Origin of the sequence: Burkholderia sp. 22313, assembly GCF_052045245.1 — a bacterium.
In the GTDB taxonomy this organism is placed as follows: Bacteria; Pseudomonadota; Gammaproteobacteria; order Burkholderiales; family Burkholderiaceae; genus Burkholderia.
This window is the reverse complement of sequence record NZ_JBQEON010000018.1, coordinates 117,861-139,487: the sequence shown is the minus strand read 5'-3', so window position 1 is coordinate 139,487 and position 21,627 is coordinate 117,861. Positions and strand designations below refer to the sequence as shown.

The following is a 21,627-nucleotide window of genomic DNA, read 5'->3' as shown; positions in this document are numbered from 1 at the left end:
TGCGTCGGGTCCTTGATGTCGCAGGTCTTGCAGTGCACGCAGTTCTGCGCGTTGATCACGAGGCGATCGCTGCCGTCGTCGTTCTTCACGAACTCATACACCGCCGCCGGGCAGAAGCGCCCCTCGGGGCCCGCGTAGGTCCGCAGGTTCACGTTCACCGGCACGTTCGCATCCTTCAGCGTCAGGTGCGCCGGCTGGTTCTCCTCATGGTTCGTGTTCGAGATGAACACCGACGACAGCCGGTCGAACGTCAGCTTGCCGTCCGGCTTCGGATACTCGATCGGCGTGCATTGCGACGCCGGCTTCAGCGTCTCGTGGTCCGCATGCTTGTGGTGCAGCGTCCACGGCACATTGCCGCCCATCACCTTCTGCTCGAGCCCGACCATCAGCGTGCCCAGGTACAGACCCTTGGCCATCCACTGCTTGAAGTTACGTGCGCGGTACAGCTCCGTGTACAGCCACGATTGCTTGAACGCGTCCGGGTAGGCATTGAGTTCATCGCTCTGACGGCCGGCCTGCACCGCGTCGAACGCGGCGTCGGCCGCCAGCATGCCGGTCTTGATCGCCGCGTGGCTGCCCTTGATCCGCGATGCGTTCAGGAAGCCCGCATCGTCGCCGATCAGCGCGCCGCCCGGGAACACCGTCTTCGGCAGCGACAGCAGGCCGCCCGCGGTGATCGCGCGCGCGCCGTACGACACGCGCTTGCCACCTTCCAGGAACGCGCGGATCGACGGGTGCGTCTTGTAGCGCTGGAATTCCTCGAACGGCGACAGGTACGGGTTCGTATAGCCCAGGCCCACCACGAAGCCGACCACCACCTGATTGTTGTCCATGTGATACAGGAACGAGCCGCCGTACGTATCGGACTTCAGCGGCCAGCCGGCCGTGTGGATCACGAGGCCCGGCTTGTGCTTGGCCGGATCGATTTCCCACAGTTCCTTGATGCCGATCCCGTACGCCTGCGGATCCGCGTTCGCGTCGAGCTTGAACTTCGAGATCAACTGGCGGCCCAGGTGGCCGCGGCAGCCTTCGGCGAACAGCGTGTACTTCGCGTGCAGCTCCATGCCGAGCTGGAAGTTCTCGGTCGGCTCGCCGTCCTTGCCCACGCCCATGTTGCCGGTGGCGACGCCTTTGACCGAGCCGTCGTCGTTGTAGAGAATCTCCGCGGCCGGGAAGCCCGGGAATATTTCCACACCGAGCGCCTCAGCCTGCTGGCCAAGCCAGCGCGTGACATTGCCCAACGAAATCACGTAGTTGCCGTGATTCTGGAAGTTGGCGGGCAGCGCCCAGTTGGGCGTCGTGACCGCGCTCTTCTCGGACAGGAACAGGAAGCGGTCTTCGGTCACCTCGACGTCGAGCGGTGCGCCGCGTTCCTTCCAGTCGGGGAACAGTTCGTTGATCGCGCGCGGATCCATCACCGCGCCCGACAGGATGTGCGCGCCGATCTCGGAACCCTTCTCGAGCACGCACACGCCGATCTCGGTGCCTTTCTCGGCAGCCAGCTGCTTGAGCCGGATCGCGGCCGACAGCCCGGCGGGGCCGCCGCCGACGATCACGACGTCGTATTCCATCGATTCGCGCGGGCCGTATTGCTCGATGAGGCTTGCGGGGGTCATTGGCGTTCCTCTAACCGTTAGAATGCTTTTATTCGGGAGCGTATTGTCTGCGAAACGAAACGCTTGCCGCAACAGCATGCGAATAGATTAGCACGATCGTTCTATTTTTCGTGCTAGGGTTATGCTGCACGGGACAGGGCGCCCGCTGCGGCGAAACATCGAAAGGGGGAGGTGCAATGGGTCGATCGATCAATCTGGAAGGCAAGGTCGCGCTGGTCACGGGCGCGTCGAGCGGCCTCGGGCAACGCTTTGCACAGGTACTGTCGCAGGCTGGCGCGAAGGTCGTGCTCGCGAGCCGCCGTGTCGAGCGCCTGAAGGAACTGCGCGCGGAGATCGAGGCGGCGGGCGGGGCGGCGCACGTCGTGTCGCTCGACGTCACCGACGTGCAGAGCATCAAGGCGGCCATTGCGCACGCGGAGACCGAAGCCGGCACGATCGACATCCTCGTGAACAATTCGGGCGTCTCGACGATGCAGAAGCTCGTCGACGTGACGCCGGCCGATTTCGAGTTCGTGTTCGACACCAACACGCGCGGCGCTTTTTTCGTCGCGCAGGAAGTCGCGAAACGGATGATGATGCGCACGAACGGCAACGGCAAGCCGCCGTACCGGATCATCAACATCGCGTCGGTGGCCGGTCTGCGCGTGTTTCCGCAGATCGGGCTGTATGCGATGAGCAAGTCGGCGGTCGTGCAGATGACGCGCGCGATGGCGCTCGAGTGGGGCCGCCACGGCATCAACGTCAACGCGATCTGTCCGGGCTATATCGATACCGAAATCAATCATTACCTGTGGGAAACCGAGCAGGGCCAGAAGCTGCAGTCGATGCTGCCGCGCCGGCGCGTCGGCAAGCCGCAGGATCTCGACGGGCTGTTGTTGCTGCTCGCGGCCGACGAGTCGCAGTTCATCAATGGCTCGATTATCTCCGCCGACGACGGCTTCGGCCTCGCCTGAGTGGATGACATTCAGCAACAAAGAAGACTGCAATGAGCGAATATTCCCCCGTATTTGAAATGTCGATGCCGATCCGCTGGGGCGACATGGACGCATTCGGCCACGTGAACAACACGGTCTATTTCCGCTACATGGAGCAGGCCCGGATCTCGTGGTTCGAGGCGCTCGGCATCGCGGGCGGCAACGGCGAGGGGCAGGGGCCCGTGATCGTCACGGCGTCGATGGAGTTTCTGAAGCAGCTGCACTATCCGGGCGACGTGATCGCGAGGATGTCGGCCGCGAAGCCGGGCCGCAGCAGCTTCGACACCGGTTTCGAGCTGACGCGCGCGGACGATCCGCAGCACGTGTATGCGCGCGGCAACGCACGCTGCGTATGGGTCGACTATGCGCTCGGCAAGTCGGTGCCGCTGCCGCAATTGCTGCGCGATACGATCGAGCGCGCGCTCGCGGCGCAGGTCGACTGAGCGCAACGGCGCGAAGCCGGGGCCCGGGTGCCGGCAGGTCGCCGTTTTCCGATGATTTTCCGCATCGGCCGCTTCATGCGGCCGATTGTCATTCCGGGGGGCGCCGGTTACTGGCCGAGCAGGCGTTGCAGGAGTTCCGGCGTATTGCTCGTGCCGTACTTGCGCATCAGGCGCGCGCGGTAGATGTCGACCGTGCGCGAACTGATGTCGAGCACGCGTCCGATCTGCTTGCTGGTCTTGCCGGTCGCGAGCTGCGCGGCGATCTCGCGCTCGCGCGGCGTCAACTCGACAGCGACCCGGCGCGTCGCGCTCAGGTCCTCGAAGGTCCAGACACCGGCCGCGAGCGGCGCGGTGCGGTCGAGCGCGCGGCCCGTCACGTGGCACCAGAACAACTCGCCGTCGGCCCGCTTCATGATTCTGTCATCGGCATAGGTGCCGTTCGCGAACATCACGCGCGAGATGCGCTCGCCGATCCGCTGGAATTCGTCCGGCGACGGATAGAGCACCTCGTACGACTTGCCGATCAGATCGGCCCGCGCGCAGCGGAAGATCGACGCGAGCGCGTCGTTGCAGTCCTCGATCACGCGGTCGCGCGACATCACGAGGCCGAGCGGCGCGAGGTGAAAGGCAGTCTGGTAATCGAGGTCGGGCATGGCGCGGGCAAGCGGAGGCAAATGCTTATGTATTTTTGCGTATTGTGCCGCATCGGCGCCACATCGTACCCTTTCAGGCATCTCGTGGCGTTTTGTCGCGATATAAAAACAGCGCGCCTCGACGCAGGCATCGCCGTGCATGCATAGAATGGTGCGGCGGGCTTGCGGCTCAGTGGCCGCGTGAACCGGTTTTGCTGGTTTCCATAGAGGAAGGGACATACAGATGAACAAAGTCTATCCAAGCGCGGCTGCCGCGCTGGAAGGGATCGTCCATGACGGACAGACCTTCGCGGTGGGCGGCTTCGGCCTGTGCGGGATTCCCGAGGCGCTGATCGCGGCGTTGCGCGATTCCGCCGTCAAGGGCATCACCTGCATCAGCAACAATGCGGGCGTCGACGGCTTCGGTCTCGGCCTGCTGCTGGAAACGCGCCAGATCAAGAAGATGATCTCGTCGTACGTCGGCGAGAACAAGGAGTTCGAGCGCCAGTACCTGGCCGGCGAACTCGAGCTGGAATTCACGCCGCAGGGCACGCTCGCCGAGAAGCTGCGCGCGGGCGGCGCCGGCATCCCCGCTTTCTTCACGAACACGGGCTACGGCACCGTGATTGCCGAAGGCAAGGAAACCCGCCAGTTCGGCGATCGTCACTACGTGCTCGAGCCGTCGCTGACGGCCGACGTCGCACTCGTGAAGGCGTGGAAGGCCGACAAGTCCGGCAACCTGATCTATCGCCGCACGGCGCGCAACTTCAACCCGATGTGCGCGATGGCGGGCAAGATCACCGTCGTGGAAGTCGAGGAGATCGTCGAGAACGGCACGCTCGATCCGGACCAGGTCCACACGCCGGGCATCTTCGTGCAGCGCATCGTGCTGAACGCGACGCCGGAAAAACGCATCGAACAACGCGTCGTACGCGCGAAAGGAGACTGACATGGCCTGGAATCGTGACCAGATGGCCGCGCGCGCGGCGAAGGAACTGCAGGACGGCTTCTACGTGAACCTCGGCATCGGCCTGCCGACGCTCGTCGCGAACCACGTGCCGGCAGGCGTCGAGGTGTGGCTGCAGTCGGAAAACGGCCTGCTCGGCATCGGCCCGTCGCCGACCGAGGACGAAGTCGACGCCGACCTGATCAACGCCGGCAAGCAGACCGTCACGACGCTGCCGGGCTCGTCGATCTTCTCGTCGGCCGATTCGTTCGCGATGATCCGCGGCGGCCACGTCAACCTCGCGATCCTCGGCGCGATGCAGGTCAGCAAGAAGGGCGACCTCGCGAACTGGATGATCCCGGGCAAGATGATCAAGGGGATGGGCGGCGCGATGGACCTCGTCGCGGGCGTGAAGCGCGTCGTCGTGCTGATGGAGCACGTCGCGAAGGGCGACCAGCACAAGATCCTCGACGAATGCAACCTGCCGCTGACGGGCGTCGGCGTGGTCGACCTGATCATCACCGATCTCGGCGTGATCGAAGTGACGCCGGCCGGCCTGAAGGTGCTGGAACTTGCCGACGGCGTGAGCACGGAAGAGATCCAGGCGAAGACGGGCGCACCGCTCGATGTGAGCGCGGTCGCGTAAGTTCGTCGCGCGCACCCGCGCGGTTGCGACGCCCCGTGTGCCGGACGACGGCACGCGGGGCGTTTGTCATTTGGCGCGGGCAGGCGATGCATCGGCGGCTCCGATGCGACGACCCGCGCGACCGAAGCGGTTTACAATCGTTGGCATCGGGCGGCACAAGCGTTGCCGGCCGCACCGCCCTCCGTTCGACAGGAAGCCACCGATGCCAACGACCTCAGCGAATCCTCCGGTTCCCCGTCAGCGACGCGTGCAGTGTGCGAGCGCCGCCGGCCTTCACCACGTCGCCTATACCGACTGGGGCGACCCCGCCAATTCGCGCGTGCTGGTCTGCGTGCACGGCCTGACGCGTTCAGGTCGCGACTTCGACCGGCTCGCCGCCGCGCTGTCCGATACGTATCGCGTCGTGTGCCCCGACGTCGTCGGGCGCGGCCGCTCCGACTGGCTCGGCGACCCGCGGCATTACGCGATTCCGCAATATGTGGCCGACATGGTCACGCTGATCGCGCGGCTCGACGTCGAGTCGGTCGACTGGTTCGGCACGTCGATGGGCGGGCTGATCGGCATGGCGCTCGCGGGGCTGCCCGGTTCGCCGCTGCGCCGGATGATCGTCAACGACGTCGGGCCGCGCATCGAGCCCGATTCGCTCACGCGTATCGGCGAATATCTCGGCGTGCAGCCGCGCTTTGCGACCGAGCAGGAAGGTATCGACTATCTGACGTCGCTGTCGCTGCCGTTCGGCGCGCTGACCGCTGACGAATGGCGCGAGATCAACGGGCCGTTGCTGCGCGAGCTACCCGACGGCGGCTGGACGATGCGCTACGATCCGCGCATCGCGGAACCGTTCAAGGCGACGACCCCCGAGCTGGCCGCGCTCGGCGAGGCGGCGCTGTGGCGTGCGATCGAGACGACCGACGCGGCGCTGCTCGTCGTGCGCGGCGAAAGTTCCGATCTGTTGTCGCGCGACACGGCGGACGAAATGGTGCGTCGCGGCCGGCACGTGACACAGGTCGAGATTGCGGGCGCGGGCCATGCGCCGGCGTTCATCAGCGCCGAGCAGATTGCGCTCGCCCGCCGGTTTTTCGTCGAAGGCGACGCATAAACGCGTCATAATATGCGGTTCGGCGGCATGCAGGCCGCGTCGTCGCCGATTCTTCACCCACTCAAACGACCGGAACATTCCATGGCAGTCATTCGTCACCACGTCGGAGCCCGTCTTTCCGAAACCGCGATCCACAACGGTACCGTGTATCTGGCCGGCCAGATCGCCGAAGACACCGCGCAGGACATCCGGGGCCAGACGCGTGAAGTGCTCGGCCACATCGACCGCCTGCTCGCGGAAGCGAACAGCGACAAGGCGCATCTGCTGTCGGTGCAGATCTACATCTCGGATCTCGCGAACTTCGAAGGCATGAACGCGGAGTGGGACGCGTGGGTCGCTCAGGGCAACACGCCGCCGCGCGCTACCGTCGAGGCGAAGCTCGCGGATCCGGCGCTGCTCGTCGAGATCGTCGTCGTCGCCGCGCAGCGGAGCTGAACGCAGCATCACGATGACCGCAATACGCCAGGCCGTGCAATGACCGAGTCCGTTTCCGCTTCCTCCGTCGCGGCACCGTCGTTCGACGACGTGCTCGCGTTCGTGCGCGAGCGGGCCGGCGACGCTCGCCTGGCGTCGGGCGAACTGCTCGCCGATCACTCGGCGGGCACGGCGTCGATCATGCGCACGCTCAACGTCGATCCGCACGCGATGCAGGCGGCGGCGCTGTTCGTGCTGACGCCGCACCTGAACGATCCCGAGCGGGAGCTGACCGAACGTTTCGGCGAAGAGGTCGCGCGGCTCGTGGCCGACGTGCGCAAGCTGCTGCGGCTCGGCACCGTCAGCCTGCGTGCCGCGCAGAACGCGATGCCCGACACCGGGCGCGACGCCGCGCAAGAGCGGCGCACGCAGATCGAGGCGCTGCGCAAGATGCTGCTCGCGTTCGCGCAGGACATTCGCGTCGTGCTGATCCGGCTTGCGTCGCGATTGCAGTCGCTGCGCTACTACGCGGCGGCGAAGATCGCTCCGCCGCCCGACGTCGCGCGCGAGACGCTCGAGATCTATGCGCCACTCGCGAACCGTCTCGGCATCTGGCAACTGAAGTGGGAACTCGAGGATCTTGCGTTCCGCTTCGAGGATCCCGTCACCTACAAGCGTATCGCCAAATTGCTCGACGAAAAGCGCATCGAGCGCGAAGCGTACGTCGCGCAGGCAATCGAGCGGCTGCAGCACGAGCTGAGGGAAGCGCACATTCCGGCCGACGTGAGCGGGCGGCCGAAGCATATCTACAGTATCTGGCGCAAGATGCGCGGCAAGGAGCTCGACTTCTCCGAGCTGTACGACGTGCGCGCGTTCCGCGTGATCGTGCCGGACATCAAGGATTGCTACGCGGTGCTCGGCATCGTGCATCATCTGTGGCAGCCGGTGCCGAAGGAATTCGACGACTACATCTCGCGGCCGAAGCCGAACGGCTACAAGTCGCTGCATACGGTCGTGATCGGCGACGACGGCCGCGCGTTCGAAGTGCAGATCCGCACGCAGGACATGCACCGCTTCGCCGAGTACGGCGTTGCCGCGCACTGGCGCTACAAGGAGGCCGGTGCGCGCGGCTATGGCGGCCAGTTTTCCGCGAGCGACAAGTACGACGAGAAGATCGCGTGGCTGCGCCAGTTGCTCGCGTGGAAGGACGACGTCGAGGACGGCACCGAGGTGTCGGGCGACCGGGCGTGGGCGCAATTGCGCGAGACGTCGCTCGACGATGACCATATTTACGTGCTGACGCCGCAGGCGCGCGTGATCGCGTTGCCGCAGGGCGCGACGCCGGTCGATTTCGCCTACCACCTGCACAGCGAGCTCGGCCATCGCTGCCGCGGCGCGCGTGTCGACGGCGTGATGGTGCCGCTGAACACGTCGCTCGCGAACGGCCAGACGGTCGAGATCGTCGCGGTGAAGGAGGGCGGGCCGTCGCGCGACTGGCTCAACCTGCAGTTGGGCTACCTGAAGAGTCCGCGCGCGCGACAGAAGGTGCGTGCGTGGTTCAACTCGATCGAGCAGGAAGAGAATATTGCTCACGGTCGCGCACTCGTCGAAAAGACGCTGCAGCGCGAGGGCAAGACGTCGGTCAACCTCGACAACCTCGCCGCGAAGCTCGGCTTCAAGTCGCCCGAGGAGCTGTTCTCGGTGGTGGGCAAGGAAGAGTTCAGCCTGCGTAACGTCGAGCAGGCGCTGTCCGATGCGCCGCCGCCCGACCATGCGCCCGAGGCGCCCGCCGATTTCGAGAAGCGCAGCAGCGGGGCGAGCGTCGCGCACGGCGCGTCGACCGGCGTGCTCGTGGTCGGTGTCGATGCGCTGCTGACCCAGCTTGCGCGTTGCTGCCGTCCGGCGCCGCCCGATCCGATCAGCGGTTTCGTGACGCGCGGCAAGGGGATGTCGATCCACCGCAGCGATTGCCCGACGTTCCGGCGGATGGCCGAACGCGCGCCGGAGCGCGTGCTGCAGACAACCTGGTCGGCCGACGTGCTGGGTGGGCGTGGCGTGTCGGTTTATCCGGTCGACCTGATGATCGAGGCGAGCGACCGGCAGGGCTTGTTGCGCGATATCTCGGAAGTGTTCGCGCGCGAGAAGATGAACGTGGTGGGCGTGAAGACGCAAAGCCGCCGCAATGCGGCATTCATGCAGTTCACGGTCGAAGTGTCGAATTCGGCGCAGGTGCAGCGCGCATGCACGCTGCTCGGCGAAGTGCCGGGCGTTGTGCGGGCGAGGCGGAAGGCGTGACGCCCGCCGTAATGGGGCCTGAACGTCGTCATTTTGCTGCGACCGCATAAAAACACTTGCCAAGTGAACAGGCACTCCATATAATCTTAGCTTCACTAGGCTCGTAGCTCAGCTGGTTAGAGCACCACCTTGACATGGTGGGGGTCGTTGGTTCGAGTCCAATCGAGCCTACCAACGAATTGAGAGTGCCCGGTTTCCGGGTGTTCGATGCAGTAAATAACTCAACGCAAACAAGGCGAATACGGTTATGACACCGCGAACGTTGACCGAAACCTTTTCGGAGCGACGCTAGTCGAGGAACGTTTTCGCCCTTTCAGTTTGAGTGAAGTATCGAATGCGGCCCCTCGAAAGCGGGGCCGCATTTTTTTTGTCGCGAAATTTTCGCGCGTGACTTTGATATCGCGTGCTTTGGTTTGCCGCCCACTGTCGGCATCACGGAGATTGCCATGGTTTCGATACGCTTGCCTGACGGCTCAGTTCGACAATACGAGCATCCGGTGACAGTTGCCGAGGTTGCAGCCTCGATCGGTCCCGGCCTTGCAAAGGCTGCGCTTGGCGGCAAGCTCGACGGCGAGCTCGTCGACACGTCCACGGTCATCGATCGCGATGCAGCACTCGCGATCGTCACGGACAAGGATGCCGACGGTCTCGACATCATTCGTCACTCGACCGCGCACTTGCTCGCGTATGCCGTGAAGGAACTGTATCCGGATGCGCAGGTGACGATCGGCCCGGTGATCGACAACGGTTTCTACTACGACTTCTCGTATAACCGCCCGTTCACGCCTGAAGATCTGGAAAAGATCGAAACGCGGATGCAGGAGATCGTGAAGAAGGACGAGCCGGTGACGCGCCGCGTCGTGTCGCGCGACGAGGCGGCCGGCTATTTCCGCAGCATCGGCGAGAAGTACAAGGCCGAGATCATCGAATCGATTCCGCAAAGCGACGAAATCAAGCTGTACTCGCACGGTGGCTTCACCGATCTGTGCCGCGGCCCGCACGTGCCGTCGACCGGCAAGCTGAAGGTCTTCAAGCTGATGAAGGTCGCGGGCGCGTACTGGCGCGGCGACTCGAAGAACGAGCAGCTGCAGCGCATCTACGGCACGGCCTGGACGAAGAAGGAAGACCAGGATCAATACCTGCACATGCTCGAGGAAGCGGAAAAGCGTGACCACCGCAAGCTCGGCAAGCAGCTCGACCTGTTCCACATGCAGGAAGAGTCGCCGGGCATGGTGTTCTGGCATCCGAAGGGCTGGGCACTGTGGCAGCAGGTCGAGCAGTACATGCGCCGCCGCGTGAACGAAGCCGGCTACCTCGAGATCAAGACGCCGATGATCATGGACCGCTCGCTATGGGAAGCGTCGGGCCACTGGCAGAACTACCGCGAGAACATGTTCACGACGGAGTCGGAGAAGCGCGACTACGCGATCAAGCCGATGAACTGTCCGGGGCACGTCCAGGTGTTCAAGCACGGCCTGCGCTCGTACCGCGACCTGCCGCTGCGCTACGCGGAATTCGGTTCGTGCCACCGCAACGAGGCATCGGGCGCGCTGCATGGCCTGATGCGCGTGCGCGGCTTCGTGCAGGACGATGCGCACATCTTCTGTACGGAAGACCAGATCATTGCCGAGTCGATCGCGTTCAACAAGCTGGCGATGAGCGTGTACGGCGATTTCGGCTTCGACCACATCGACATCAAGCTGTCGTTGCGTCCCGAGCAGCGCATGGGTTCCGACGAAACGTGGGACCGTGCCGAGCAGGGGTTGCGCGAAGCGCTGACGGCTTGCGGCCTGACGTGGGAAGAGTTGCCGGGCGAAGGCGCGTTCTATGGTCCGAAGATCGAGTACCACATCAAGGACGCGCTCGGCCGCTCGTGGCAGTGCGGCACGCTGCAGCTCGACATGATGCTGCCGGAGCGTCTTGGTGCCGAGTATGTCGCGGAAGACAACAGCCGCCGCCGGCCGGTCATGCTGCACCGTGCGATCGTCGGTTCGATGGAGCGATTCCTCGGCATTCTGATCGAGCACCATGCCGGTGCGATGCCGGCCTGGCTCGCGCCGTACCAGGCAATTGTGCTCAATATCGCCGAAAGTCAGGCCGAATATGCACAATCTCTGACCCAAACGTTGCAAAAACAAGGGGTTAGAGTGGCGGCCGATTTGCGCAACGAGAAGATTAGCTATAAAATACGCGAGCACACGCTGGAAAAGGTCCCTTATCTCCTCGTCGTGGGTGATAAGGAGCGTGATGCGCAAACGGTAGCCGTGCGTGCCCGTGGCGGCGTCGATCTTGGCGTTATGCCGATCGAAGCCTTCGTTGAGCGTCTGCAGGAAGACCTGCGCTCGTTCAAGTAACCGCCCTGGCAGCGCGGCTCGTTTTTTTAATTTTTAGAGGAAACGTAACATCGCTACTGATAAGTCGTCGCATCGCATCAACGGTGAAATCACTGCGCCGGAAGTGCGTCTGGTCGGGCTCGAGAACGAACCGCTCGGTATCGTAAAACTCGCTGATGCTTTCCGTAAATCGGAAGAGCTGGATGTCGATCTGGTGGAAATCGCGCCGCAAGCGGTTCCGCCGGTCTGCCGTCTGATGGACTACGGCAAGTTCAAGTATCAGGAGTCCAAGAAGCAGCACGAAGCGAAGCTGAAGCAGAAGGTCATCCAGGTGAAGGAAGTCAAGTTCCGCCCGGGTACCGATGACGGGGATTACAACGTCAAGCTCCGCAATCTCGTGCGCTTCCTCGAAGAGGGCGACAAGACGAAGATCACGTTGCGTTTCCGCGGCCGCGAAATGGCTCACCAGGAAATCGGTATGCGGATGCTTGAGCGTCTGCGCACGGATCTCGAGGAAGTCGGCCAGGTCGAGCAGATGCCGAAGATGGAAGGGCGCCAGATGATCATGGTGCTCTCGCCGAAGAAAAAGAAGTAACGGGCCCGCGCGCCATGCGCGCAGGTTCGACAGTGGTTCGGTGCGTGGCCCGGTCAGGGCGGCGTGCCAACAATGACGGCGGCTGCGCAAGCGGGTCGCCGTACACAAGTGGACTGGGTTTCGAAGGGCGGGTCAAGGGCGCAAGCCAACCGCACACCCATCGCCATCTAATAAACTGGAGTTGTTCGTCATGCCTAAGATGAAGACCAAGAAGAGTGCTGCAAAGCGCTTCGTGGTGCGTCCGGGCGGTACCGTCAAGCGCGGTCAAGCCTTCAAGCGTCACATCCTGACCAAGAAAACCACGAAGAACAAGCGTCACCTGCGCGGCGCAACGGCAGTTCATGATTCCGATCTGAACTCCGTCCGCGCGATGCTGCCGTTCGCGTAACCCCTCAACTGATACTCTAAGGAGAGAAACATGCCTCGAGTCAAACGTGGGGTAACCGCACGGGCCCGCCACAAGAAGATCATCAACCTGGCCAAGGGTTATCGCGGCCGTCGCAATAACGTCTACCGCATCGCCAAGCAGGCGGTGATGCGCGCTGGTCAGTACGCGTACCGCGATCGCCGCAACAAGAAGCGTGTGTTCCGCGCACTGTGGATCACGCGTATCAACGCGGCAGTTCGCCAGCACGACATGACCTACAGCGTGTTCATCAACGGCCTGAAGAAGGCTTCGATCGAACTCGACCGTAAGGTCCTGGCCGACATGGCGGTGTTCGACAAGGCTGCTTTTGCTGCGATCGTCAAGCAGGTGAAAGCCGCCGTTGCAGCCTAATTGCGAAATTAGCACTGCGTGGTGAGTTGCAGCGAGGTTCCGGTAGTCTCGGCCGCTGCAGCGAAAACGGGGCTCTTCCGAGCCCCTTTTTTGTTTGGCGGGCAGATTCGCTCGCCAAGACCAAATGACGTTGGAAATGATGGGATCTATGGATCTGGACCAGATTGTCGCCGACGCGCAGCAGTCCTTCGAACAGGCTGCCGACATCACCACGCTCGAAAACGAGAAAGCACGATTTCTCGGCAAGTCGGGTGCGCTGACCGAGTTGCTCAAGGGCCTCGGCAAGCTCGATCCCGAAGCACGCAAGACCGAAGGCGCACGCATCAACGTTGCGAAGCAGCAGGTTGAAGCCGCGCTGACCGCACGTCGCCAGGCGCTCGCCGACGCGCTGCTGAATCAGCGCCTCACTGCCGAAGCGATCGACGTGACGTTGCCGGGCCGCGGCGCCGGTGCAGGCAGCCTGCACCCCGTGATGCGCACGTGGGAGCGTGTCGAACAGATTTTCGGCTCGATCGGTTTCGACGTGGCCGACGGCCCCGAAATCGAGACCGACTGGTACAACTTCACGTCGCTGAACAGCCCGGAGAACCATCCGGCGCGTTCGATGCAGGACACCTTCTACGTCGAAGGCAAGGATGCCGACGGCCGCCAGCTGCTGCTGCGCACGCACACGAGCCCGATGCAGGTGCGTTACGCGCGCATGAACCGTCCGCCGATCAAGGTGATCGCGCCGGGCCGCACGTATCGCGTCGACAGCGATGCGACTCACTCGCCGATGTTCAATCAGGTCGAGGGGCTGTGGATCGACGAGAACATCAGCTTTGCCGACCTCAAGGGCGTCTATACCGACTTCCTGAAGAAATTCTTCGAGCGCGACGACATCCTCGTGCGCTTCCGTCCGTCGTATTTCCCGTTCACGGAACCGTCGGCCGAGATCGACATGATGTTCGAGCACGGCAAGAACGCCGGTAAATGGCTCGAGATCTCGGGCTCGGGGCAGGTGCATCCGACCGTGATCCGCAACATGGGCCTCGATCCCGAGCGCTACATCGGCTTCGCGTTCGGCAGCGGCCTCGAGCGCCTGACGATGCTGCGCTACGGCGTGCAGGATCTCCGGCTGTTCTTCGAGAACGACCTGCGTTTCCTGCGCCAGTTCGCATAACGCACGCGCCGCGCCGACATGTGCCCGCGCACGCCCCGCCGGACGTAACCGACGGGGCCCGGGCGTCGATCTAACCTGTTTCGAACGTAGACATCCATGCAATTCCCTGAATCCTGGTTGAGAACCTTTGTCGACCCGCAGCTGACGACCGACGAACTGTCGCACGCGCTGACGATGGCGGGGCTCGAAGTCGAATCGCTGAGCAAGGCTGCGCCGCCGACGTCGAAGATCGTCGTCGGCCGCGTGCTCGAAGTCGTCAAGCATCCGGATGCGGACAAGCTCAATGTCTGCCAGGTCGACGCCGGCACCGGCGCGACGCTGAATATCGTGTGCGGCGCACCGAACGTGGCGCCCGGCATCAAGGTGCCGGTCGCGCTGGTCGGCGCGGAGCTGCCGCCGGCAGAAGAGGGCGGCACGCCGTTCGCGATCAAGCTGTCGAAGCTGCGCGGCGTGGAGAGCCAGGGAATGCTGTGCTCGGCGCGCGAGCTGAAGCTGTCCGAAGATCACAGCGGCCTGCTGATCCTGCCGGAAGACACGCCGGTCGGCCAGGACATCCGCGATACGCTCAATCTCGACGACACGATCTTTGAAATCAAGCTGACGCCGAACAAGGCCGACTGCCTGTCGGTGTTCGGCATCGCACGCGAGACGGCCGCCATTACCGGCGTGCCGCTGACGCCGGTCGATATTCGTCCGGCGCGCGTCGAGCTCGACGAGACGCTGCCTGTGCGTATCGCGGCGCCCGATCTGTGCGGCCGCTTCTCGGGCCGCGTGATCCGCGGCGTGAACGCGCACGCGAAGACGCCGCAATGGATGGTCGAGCGCCTCGAGCGTTCGGGCCAGCGCAGCGTGTCGGCGCTGGTCGACATCTCGAACTACGTGATGTTCGAGCTTGGCCGTCCGTCGCACGTGTTCGACCTGGACAAGATCCACGGCGGCATCGAAGTGCGTTGGGGCAAGCGCGGGGAGTCGCTGAAGCTGCTGAACGGCAACACGATCGAACTCGACGAAACGGTCGGCGTGATCGCGGACGACCATCAGGTCGAAAGCCTCGCGGGCATCATGGGCGGCGACAGCACGGCCGTCACGCTCGACACGACCAACATCTACCTGGAAGCCGCGTTCTGGTGGCCGGACAGCATCCGCGGCCGTGCGCGCAAGTACAACTTCTCGACCGATGCAGCCCATCGCTTCGAGCGCGGCGTCGATTATGCGACGACCGTCGAGCACGTCGAGCGCATCACGCAGCTGATTCTCGAGATTTGCGGCGGCAAGGCCGGCCCGGTCGACGACCAGGCGGTGAACCTGCCGCAGCGCCCGCCGGTGAAGATGCGCGTGTCGCGCGCGAACCGCATCATCGGCGTGAAGATCGACGCCGACGAGATCGCGAACATCTTCACGCGCCTGCGCCTGCCGTTCGAGCGCGAGGACGACGCATTCCTGGTCACGCCGCCGTCGCACCGCTTCGACATCGAGATCGAAGAAGACCTGATCGAGGAAGTGGCGCGCATTTACGGGTTCGAGAGGATCCCCGCGCGTCCGCCGGTCGCGACGAGCGAGATGCGCGCGACCAACGAGACGCAGCGTTCGATCCACGACATCCGTCATGCGCTTGCGGCGCGCGACTATGCTGAAACGGTCAACTTCAGCTTCGTCGATGCGGAGTGGGAGCACGACTTCGCCGGCAACGACAACCCGATCCGCCTGCTGAACCCGATCGCGAGCCAGCTGTCGGTGATGCGCACGACGCTGTTCGGCAGCCTGATCTCCGTGCTGCGCCACAACCTGAACCGTCGCGCGGATCGCGTGCGCGTGTTCGAGGCCGGCCGTGTGTTCCTCGCCGATCCGTCGGTGAAGGCCGGCGAGCTGACCGTCGAAGGCTACACGCAACCGAAGCGTGTCGGCGCGCTCGCCTATGGCCCGGCAGTCGACGAGCAATGGGGCGTGGCGACCCGCGCGGTCGATTTCTTCGACGTGAAGGGCGATCTCGAGGCACTGCTCGCGCCGGCCGCCGCACGCTTCGTGAAGGCCGAGCATCCGGCCCTCCATCCGGGCCGCAGCGCGCGCATCGAAGTCGACGGCCGCGCGGCAGGCTGGATCGGCGAGCTGCATCCGCGCCTGATGCAGAAGTACGAGCTGCCGCACGCGCCGGTGATGTTCGAAATCGACGCGGACGCGCTGATCGCACGTGCGCTGCCGGCGCCGACCGACGTGTCGAAATTCCCGCCGGTAAGGCGCGATATCGCCGTTGTGGTCGATCAGGCGGTCGAGGTTCAGGCACTTTTCGACGAAATGAAGAAGGCGCTGGCCGAAGACGCCTGCCGATTCGTTCAGAAGGTTGTACTCTTCGACGAATTTCGTGCAAAATCAAATACTTCCGGTGGTCTTGCCGCGCACGAGAAGAGCCTTGCCTTCCGCGTGACGTTGCAGGACGCGGCTGGCACGCTACAGGACGAGGTCGTCGATCAGGCGATCCACACGCTGGTCGAGCGAATGGCTCGTGCTGGTGCCCGCCTGCGCGGCTAAGGAGAGGGGCCGCCCGTTCGCGGGTGGCTTTTCCCATCGCAAGTTTTGGTTTAACGCGCTGTATGGCAGATATGAACGACATGACCTCGAGTGAATTCGAAGCCCTCCTGACGGCGCAACGCAGTGCCATGAACCGCGACGCTTCGGCGCCGGCGTCCGCCGAGACGCCGACGCTGACGAAAGCGGAGCTGGCGGAGTTGCTGTTCGACAGTGTCGGGCTGAACAAGCGTGAAGCGAAGGACATGGTCGAGGCGTTTTTCGAAGTGATCCGCGACGCGCTCGAAAACGGTGAAAGCGTCAAGCTGTCGGGATTCGGCAACTTCCAGCTGCGCGACAAGCCGCAGCGTCCGGGCCGCAATCCGAAGACGGGCGAGGCGATTCCGATCGCGGCTCGCCGGGTGGTAACCTTCCACGCGAGCCAGAAGCTGAAGGCGCTGGTCGAAAACGGCGCGGAGTAACGCCCGCGCGCGCCGACGTCTCCGCGCGGCCCCCGCGCACCCTTTACCGACGGTTAACCGACGATGACCACTACGGTTGAGAAAGTCGTCTTGCCTCCGATTCCCGCGAAGCGCTACTTCACGATCGGCGAAGTCAGCGAACTGTGCGGGGTCAAGCCGCACGTGCTGCGTTACTGGGAACAGGAGTTCACGCAGTTGCGGCCGGTGAAGCGGCGCGGCAATCGCCGGTATTACCAGCACCACGAAGTCCTGCTGATCCGGCGGATTCGCGAGTTGCTGTACGAACAGGGGTTCACGATCAATGGGGCGCGCAACCGGCTCGATTCACCAGGCAGCGAACGCGCTGCCGCCGAGCCGGCCGAGCCGGAAGTGCCGGTCGCCGAAGCGCATGCAGCGGGCAAGCCGGGCGCAACGGTCGATGTGATCGCGTTGCGGCAGGCACTCCTCGACGTGATCGACGGATTGAAACACGACTGAGCGCGATGCCCGATTCAGGAACAAGCCCGGTTGGCGAATGAAACGCCACCGGGCTTTTTCACGCCTGCGCCCTGCGCACGTCAGCGCGATGCGAGTGGATTCGGCTTGCCCATGTCGACGACCAGCGTGCCATCCGGCAGCATCCGCACCGACCCCTGCGCGACCTGGCTGCGGTAGCCGTACAGGTCGAAACGCATCGGGCCGGCCTCGGCCGAATTCCGGATCAACGCGCGCACGTTCAGCTCCAGCACGTTGAACATCTTCATGTCGCCACCTTCCATCCACATGTAGCTCGGCGCGTCGATCTGCGGCCGCTTCGGTGCGGGCGCGTCGGCGGCGCGCCGGAACGTGAGCCGCAATCCGTCGCGTTCGACCGTCGCATGGCCGAGCTTGCCGTTCAGCACCGGCGGCGGAAATACGGTGTACTGATCGAGCACGAGCGTGTCGCCGCGCAGTTCCGCGCCGCGGCGCTGCAGCGGCGTCAGCGACGCGAGTTCGATGCCGAGCGAGCGCAGCAGCTTCGCTTGCGGGATGCCCAGCACCGACACTTGCGACGGCTTGAACGCGAGGTGCCGGTCGTCGAGCACCGACAGCGAGCCCTTCATGTCGGTCGGCAGCCATACGCCGGGCACGTGATTCCAGAGCTTGATGCCGCCCTGGACCCGCAAATCCCCGCCATCCGCGCTCAATTGCAGGTCGTTCAGCGAGCGCGGCGCGTAGTCGAGCAGGTAGTCGTTGAAGAGCGCCGACATCGCCTTCCACGATTCGACGACCGTCCCGCCGAGAATGCGGATGTCGTACTGGTTCGGATCGTCGAGGTCGACAGGTTCGCCGGGCCGTTTCGCGATCATCTGGACGTCGAGATCCTCGACATGGAAGCCGATGTCGCCGGACAGGTTGAAGTCGACGTTGTGCAGGTGGATCGTCGGATTGCGGTTCGACACGTGGCGTTCGTTGAACGGCGTGGCCGACGCGCGCCGCATCGCGACTTTCTGCATGCCGGGCTGCGGTGCGCTGGCCGCGAGCGCAAACGCTTCCCAGTGCTGGCGCGAATCGCGCAACGCGCTCTGCTGCGCGGCGAGGAAGCTGTCGTTCAGGCGAGCGGCCGCATTGCCGAGCGCGGCGCCGCTTGCCGGGCCGGCATACGACGGCATCCGGATCGCCATCGCGCCGCTTTCGTCGAAATTGAAATAGCCGGCCGACACCTGATCACGATAGTGATACAGGTCGAACACGAAATGCTGGTCGCGTTTCGCCGGATCGACGGGGCCGATCAGGATGTCGGCGTTCATCGGCATCGAGCGCATGAATTTCACGTCGCCGCCGCGAATGTACATCGCCTGTTGCGGTGCGTTCGGCGGCAGCGCGAAGCCGGCATGCGAGCCGTCGTCGAGCGTCAGGTCGAGGCCGGCCGGCGTCACGCGCAGCGCGGTGATCCGGATTTTCAGCCGCGGCGGCGGCATCAGCTTGTCGACCGACATCACGAGGTCGTCGCCGGCGAGCCGTGCGATCGGTGTCTCGACCTTCAGCAGATCGGCCATCTTCACGTTGGCCGCACGCATCACCGGCTCCGCATTGATTCCCGACACGCGCACGCCGGTCGGGTGGAACACGAGCTGGCTGCCGTCACGGATCGCGAGCGAGCCGGTCAGCGAGAACGGTACCCAGCCGTCGCGCTGCATCTCGCCTTGCAGATGGATCACGCCGTCGCCGGCCGAGACCGCGAGCTTGCGCAGCGGCGCATTGCGGTAGCCGAAGATGTAGGTGTTGAAGAGCGCGGTCAGCTTCGCGTTGTCGAGTGTGACCCTGCCTTCGTGCACGTCGATCTCGAAGCTCGTCGGATCGTCGAACACGATCGGCGCGCCGGTTTGCGTCGGCACCAGTGTCGCGGACAGTTGATGGATGAAGAAGCCGAGGTTGTTGACGATGCGGAAATCGACGTCGCGCAGAAACGTCATCGCGCCGTTCTGGCCCGAGTCGCGCAGCGTGAACGGGCGCGGCTGCGTCAGACTGATCGATGCGAGCGACGGCACGGTACGGGCGATCTGTTGCTCGTGGGCGAGGCGTTCGGCTTTGGTGCGCTCGATCTTCGTCGAGGCGATCGACGCATTGCCGTCGCGCTGCGCGGCCGATTCCGCGCAGCCGGTGCAGAGCAGCGCGAGCCCCAGCGCGCCGCAGCCGAGTGCACGGGAGATGCCGTAGGAAACCGGGGCGGCCGCGCGTTGCGGGCCGGACATCCAGTCGAACATTGCCAAAGGCGTGCGATGGCCGCGCCGGACCGCATTCCGCATCGTCTGTCTCCATGTCTTGTCGTGATCGGCGAGGGCGCGCGGCCAATGCACGGCGCCAGCGTCGATGCCGTGCAGTGTGTCATAGCGCGCTAGAGCGGCGTTACCAAACAGCGGTGGCCGGGCCGGCGCGGCGCGGGGCGCGACGCGACAATGGATTCGCGGCTGCAGGGCCGTGAGATCAAACGGTCGTTTGGTTTTTTCGGTCGGGTGGATGGCGCGTCCTGGGCCGGATCGGCAAACCCGGCGCCGGCGTTGGCATTGGCATTGGCGTTGGCGTTGGCATTGGCGGACGCGGGTTTGCGGGCCGGATGACGACAGTTTCAGCATTGGCGTGCAGCCCGCCACGGCGGCGGCCGACGCTGTCTCGCTATCGCCGCCCGCGGCCCGTCACACCAGCATGCGCTGCCGGATCGCATTCAGGGTCGCCTGGTGAAGGCCACGGCAGCCGCGCCGCTGGTCGGAGGCGGGGCGAGATTGGCCACGCCGAGCACGTTGAGGTTCTGCCGGGTGGCGCCGGCCAGCGGTACGTCCGGCTGCGTATGGATTTCGGCTGTCGTGCGCAGATCGCGGACCTGCGTGATGCCGAGCGTGTCGATCGTTGCGAGGTCGGCTGCGGACAGCGCGAGCGCGGACGACCGGTAGAGCGCGCCTTTTTTCATCGCTGCGCCGCTCGTCGTGGCGTAGCCCGTTCCGTCCGGCCCCGCGGTGTCACGAAAGTTCGCTGCCGAAGCGAGCCGGGGCGTCGTGACGGGCGCGACCGAGATCGCGTCGCCGCCGCAGGCGGACAGCAGCGACGCGCTGCCCAACGCGATGCCTAGCGTGCCGGCGCCCAGCAGGAGAAAATGTCGACGGGGAATTGCGTGTGTCTGGTTCATGCACGGACCTTGGTCGGAGACGGTTTGCAGGAGGTCGCGACCGCGTTGGCGACCGAAACCGCTGGCGGTGTTTCCGCGCGGCGCGGCAAAGCGCAGCGGTGCCGTGTCGATCGGCATGCAGCCGGACGATGCACCGGGCGTGTCGAGTTCGCGCCGGGTAAGCGCACGGTAGCGATCCGCAGCGAAACGGCCATCGTCCTTTTCGATCAGGACGTGTGCGGGTTGCCGGTGCGATCCGTGCGTGTCGCCGTACATTCGGCGGCCGCAGCGCGGTAAGATCGGCATCAGTGGCTGTAAAGATCAATGCATGGTGGCCGACACGGGGGAGGCGTCATGGATCTGAAGGAACTCGACGTATTGGGAGCGGATGTCGGCGATCACTGGTACTACGCGTCGAAGGCGAGCGCGATCCGCCGGTTCCTGGGCACATCGGACCCGAACCGGATACTCGACGTCGGCGCGGGCTCCGGTTTCTTCTCCAGGCATCTGCTCGAGCGCACGCAGGCGACGGAAGCATGGTGCGTCGATACGAGCTACGCCGACGATACCGATGGGGAGGCGGCCGGCAAGCCCGTCCACTTTCGCCGGGCCGTCGAACGGTTCGATGCCGATCTCGTGTTGCTGATGGACGTGCTCGAGCACGTCGATGACGATGTCGGGCTGCTTGCCCGATATGTCGCGGGCGCGCCGCAGGGCAGTCGGTTCCTGATCACGGTGCCCGCGTTTCAGTTCCTGTGGAGCGCGCATGACGATTTTCTCGAGCACAAGCGCAGGTATACGCTCGAGGGCCTCGAGGACGTCGCGCGTCGCGCGGGTCTCGAGATCGAGCGCAGCGCTTACTACTTCGGCTTCACGTTTCCGCTCGCGGCGGCGTTGCGACTGGGCGAGCGGGCGCGTCGGCAACCGCGCGAGCCGGCCTCGCAATTGCGCCGCCATCATCCGGTCGTCAACGGGCTGCTCAAGCTGATCTGCCGGGCCGAGTTGCCGATGTTCCGGTTCAACCGGGTTGCGGGCCTGACGGTGATCTGTGTCGCGCGCATCCGGTGATGCACGAGGCGGTCGCACGG

Annotated in this window: 20 protein-coding genes and 1 tRNA gene; 17 read left to right on the top strand and 4 right to left on the bottom strand. The window is 64.5% G+C overall.

Features of this window, described 5'->3' with window-relative positions:
• Nucleotides 1–1,616, bottom strand: a 1,616-nt coding sequence (locus tag ACTJKF_RS16985; RefSeq protein ID WP_440624658.1) for a 4Fe-4S dicluster domain-containing protein, incomplete at its 3' end; no start/stop codon positions are given.
• Between the two features lie 176 nt (nucleotides 1,617–1,792).
• On the opposite strand from ACTJKF_RS16985, the gene ACTJKF_RS16980 reads away from it, so the two are divergent.
• Both ACTJKF_RS16980 and ACTJKF_RS16975 read left to right on the top strand, forming a co-directional pair.
• Complete coding sequence (locus ACTJKF_RS16980) at nucleotides 1,793–2,569, top strand: SDR family oxidoreductase (RefSeq protein ID WP_440624657.1); 777 nt, start codon at nucleotides 1,793–1,795, stop codon at nucleotides 2,567–2,569.
• Nucleotides 2,570–2,601: 32 nt separating this feature from the next.
• Complete coding sequence (locus tag ACTJKF_RS16975; protein WP_440624656.1) at nucleotides 2,602–3,033, top strand: acyl-CoA thioesterase; 432 nt, start codon at nucleotides 2,602–2,604, stop codon at nucleotides 3,031–3,033.
• A 107-nt stretch (nucleotides 3,034–3,140) separates the two neighbouring features.
• Here the strand turns inward: ACTJKF_RS16975 and ACTJKF_RS16970 are convergent, their stop codons facing one another.
• Entirely contained in the window at nucleotides 3,141–3,686 is a 546-nt protein-coding gene (locus ACTJKF_RS16970; RefSeq protein WP_440624655.1) for a LuxR C-terminal-related transcriptional regulator, read from the bottom strand.
• A gap of 223 nt (nucleotides 3,687–3,909) precedes the next feature.
• Between ACTJKF_RS16970 and ACTJKF_RS16965 the strand changes: the two genes are divergently transcribed.
• From ACTJKF_RS16965 to ACTJKF_RS16900, 14 genes are all read left to right on the top strand, one after another.
• Nucleotides 3,910–4,614, top strand: a complete 705-nt coding sequence (locus ACTJKF_RS16965) for a CoA transferase subunit A (protein WP_440624654.1) — start codon at nucleotides 3,910–3,912, stop codon at nucleotides 4,612–4,614.
• 1 nt (nucleotide 4,615) lies between these two features.
• Nucleotides 4,616–5,257 (top strand): CoA transferase subunit B, encoded by a 642-nt coding sequence (locus tag ACTJKF_RS16960; protein ID WP_440624653.1) that lies wholly within the window; start codon nucleotides 4,616–4,618, stop codon nucleotides 5,255–5,257.
• 202 nt (nucleotides 5,258–5,459) lie between these two features.
• On the top strand, nucleotides 5,460–6,356 hold the full coding sequence (locus tag ACTJKF_RS16955) for an alpha/beta fold hydrolase (RefSeq protein WP_440624652.1): 897 nt from the start codon (nucleotides 5,460–5,462) through the stop codon (nucleotides 6,354–6,356).
• Nucleotides 6,357–6,437: 81 nt separating this feature from the next.
• Nucleotides 6,438–6,791, top strand: coding sequence for a RidA family protein (locus ACTJKF_RS16950; RefSeq protein ID WP_034184009.1), 354 nt, complete (start codon nucleotides 6,438–6,440; stop codon nucleotides 6,789–6,791).
• Between the two features lie 39 nt (nucleotides 6,792–6,830).
• The gene (locus ACTJKF_RS16945; protein ID WP_440624651.1) at nucleotides 6,831–9,065 is read left to right on the top strand and encodes a RelA/SpoT family protein; all 2,235 of its coding nucleotides are present in this window, start codon (nucleotides 6,831–6,833) and stop codon (nucleotides 9,063–9,065) included.
• Between the two features lie 97 nt (nucleotides 9,066–9,162).
• A tRNA-Val gene (locus ACTJKF_RS16940) sits at nucleotides 9,163–9,239 on the top strand.
• 272 nt (nucleotides 9,240–9,511) lie between these two features.
• Nucleotides 9,512–11,419 carry a threonine--tRNA ligase gene (gene thrS, locus ACTJKF_RS16935; RefSeq protein ID WP_440624650.1) on the top strand — a complete coding sequence of 636 codons (1,908 nt, stop codon included), beginning with the start codon at nucleotides 9,512–9,514 and terminating at the stop codon, nucleotides 11,417–11,419.
• Nucleotides 11,420–11,468: 49 nt separating this feature from the next.
• A complete protein-coding gene (infC, locus tag ACTJKF_RS16930; RefSeq protein WP_080599380.1) occupies nucleotides 11,469–11,993 on the top strand; it encodes a translation initiation factor IF-3 in 525 nt (174 codons plus the stop codon).
• 190 nt (nucleotides 11,994–12,183) lie between these two features.
• The gene (gene rpmI, locus ACTJKF_RS16925; RefSeq protein ID WP_004191477.1) at nucleotides 12,184–12,381 is read left to right on the top strand and encodes a 50S ribosomal protein L35; all 198 of its coding nucleotides are present in this window, start codon (nucleotides 12,184–12,186) and stop codon (nucleotides 12,379–12,381) included.
• A 30-nt stretch (nucleotides 12,382–12,411) separates the two neighbouring features.
• The gene (gene rplT / locus ACTJKF_RS16920) at nucleotides 12,412–12,771 is read left to right on the top strand and encodes a 50S ribosomal protein L20 (protein WP_004192938.1); all 360 of its coding nucleotides are present in this window, start codon (nucleotides 12,412–12,414) and stop codon (nucleotides 12,769–12,771) included.
• A 148-nt stretch (nucleotides 12,772–12,919) separates the two neighbouring features.
• Nucleotides 12,920–13,933, top strand: a complete 1,014-nt coding sequence (pheS, locus tag ACTJKF_RS16915; protein ID WP_050012469.1) for a phenylalanine--tRNA ligase subunit alpha — start codon at nucleotides 12,920–12,922, stop codon at nucleotides 13,931–13,933.
• A gap of 96 nt (nucleotides 13,934–14,029) precedes the next feature.
• The gene (pheT, locus tag ACTJKF_RS16910) at nucleotides 14,030–16,459 is read left to right on the top strand and encodes a phenylalanine--tRNA ligase subunit beta (protein WP_440624649.1); all 2,430 of its coding nucleotides are present in this window, start codon (nucleotides 14,030–14,032) and stop codon (nucleotides 16,457–16,459) included.
• 71 nt (nucleotides 16,460–16,530) lie between these two features.
• Entirely contained in the window at nucleotides 16,531–16,917 is a 387-nt protein-coding gene (locus ACTJKF_RS16905; RefSeq protein WP_040144036.1) for an integration host factor subunit alpha, read from the top strand.
• A gap of 63 nt (nucleotides 16,918–16,980) precedes the next feature.
• Nucleotides 16,981–17,394 carry a MerR family transcriptional regulator gene (locus ACTJKF_RS16900; RefSeq protein ID WP_440624648.1) on the top strand — a complete coding sequence of 138 codons (414 nt, stop codon included), beginning with the start codon at nucleotides 16,981–16,983 and terminating at the stop codon, nucleotides 17,392–17,394.
• Between the two features lie 80 nt (nucleotides 17,395–17,474).
• Here ACTJKF_RS16900 and ACTJKF_RS16895 read toward each other — a convergent pair whose 3' ends face one another.
• Together ACTJKF_RS16895 and ACTJKF_RS16890 are read right to left on the bottom strand one after the other, a co-directional pair.
• Complete coding sequence (locus ACTJKF_RS16895; RefSeq protein WP_440624647.1) at nucleotides 17,475–19,685, bottom strand: hypothetical protein; 2,211 nt, start codon at nucleotides 19,683–19,685, stop codon at nucleotides 17,475–17,477.
• A 416-nt stretch (nucleotides 19,686–20,101) separates the two neighbouring features.
• Nucleotides 20,102–20,815, bottom strand: coding sequence for a tyrosine-protein phosphatase (locus ACTJKF_RS16890; RefSeq protein WP_440624646.1), 714 nt, complete (start codon nucleotides 20,813–20,815; stop codon nucleotides 20,102–20,104).
• Nucleotides 20,816–20,893: 78 nt separating this feature from the next.
• On the opposite strand from ACTJKF_RS16890, the gene ACTJKF_RS16885 reads away from it, so the two are divergent.
• The gene (locus ACTJKF_RS16885) at nucleotides 20,894–21,607 is read left to right on the top strand and encodes a class I SAM-dependent methyltransferase (RefSeq protein ID WP_440624645.1); all 714 of its coding nucleotides are present in this window, start codon (nucleotides 20,894–20,896) and stop codon (nucleotides 21,605–21,607) included.
• Nucleotides 21,608–21,627 lie beyond the last annotated feature (20 nt).

Bases quoted from the DNA above. Each gene is read 5' to 3' on its own strand.
- ACTJKF_RS16980 (WP_440624657.1), top strand. From the start codon at position 1,793: ATGGGTCGATCGATCAATCTGGAAGGCAAGGTCGCGCTGGTCACGGGC.
- ACTJKF_RS16975 (WP_440624656.1), top strand. From the start codon at position 2,602: ATGAGCGAATATTCCCCCGTATTTGAAATGTCGATGCCGATCCGCTGG.
- ACTJKF_RS16970 (WP_440624655.1), bottom strand. From the start codon at position 3,686: ATGCCCGACCTCGATTACCAGACTGCCTTTCACCTCGCGCCGCTCGGC.
- ACTJKF_RS16965 (WP_440624654.1), top strand. From the start codon at position 3,910: ATGAACAAAGTCTATCCAAGCGCGGCTGCCGCGCTGGAAGGGATCGTC.
- ACTJKF_RS16960 (WP_440624653.1), top strand. From the start codon at position 4,616: ATGGCCTGGAATCGTGACCAGATGGCCGCGCGCGCGGCGAAGGAACTG.
- ACTJKF_RS16955 (WP_440624652.1), top strand. From the start codon at position 5,460: ATGCCAACGACCTCAGCGAATCCTCCGGTTCCCCGTCAGCGACGCGTG.
- ACTJKF_RS16950 (WP_034184009.1), top strand. From the start codon at position 6,438: ATGGCAGTCATTCGTCACCACGTCGGAGCCCGTCTTTCCGAAACCGCG.
- ACTJKF_RS16945 (WP_440624651.1), top strand. From the start codon at position 6,831: ATGACCGAGTCCGTTTCCGCTTCCTCCGTCGCGGCACCGTCGTTCGAC.
- thrS (WP_440624650.1), top strand. From the start codon at position 9,512: ATGGTTTCGATACGCTTGCCTGACGGCTCAGTTCGACAATACGAGCAT.
- rpmI (WP_004191477.1), top strand. From the start codon at position 12,184: ATGCCTAAGATGAAGACCAAGAAGAGTGCTGCAAAGCGCTTCGTGGTG.
- rplT (WP_004192938.1), top strand. From the start codon at position 12,412: ATGCCTCGAGTCAAACGTGGGGTAACCGCACGGGCCCGCCACAAGAAG.
- pheS (WP_050012469.1), top strand. From the start codon at position 12,920: ATGGATCTGGACCAGATTGTCGCCGACGCGCAGCAGTCCTTCGAACAG.
- pheT (WP_440624649.1), top strand. From the start codon at position 14,030: ATGCAATTCCCTGAATCCTGGTTGAGAACCTTTGTCGACCCGCAGCTG.
- ACTJKF_RS16905 (WP_040144036.1), top strand. From the start codon at position 16,531: ATGAACGACATGACCTCGAGTGAATTCGAAGCCCTCCTGACGGCGCAA.
- ACTJKF_RS16900 (WP_440624648.1), top strand. From the start codon at position 16,981: ATGACCACTACGGTTGAGAAAGTCGTCTTGCCTCCGATTCCCGCGAAG.
- ACTJKF_RS16895 (WP_440624647.1), bottom strand. From the start codon at position 19,685: ATGCGGAATGCGGTCCGGCGCGGCCATCGCACGCCTTTGGCAATGTTC.
- ACTJKF_RS16890 (WP_440624646.1), bottom strand. From the start codon at position 20,815: ATGTACGGCGACACGCACGGATCGCACCGGCAACCCGCACACGTCCTG.
- ACTJKF_RS16885 (WP_440624645.1), top strand. From the start codon at position 20,894: ATGGATCTGAAGGAACTCGACGTATTGGGAGCGGATGTCGGCGATCAC.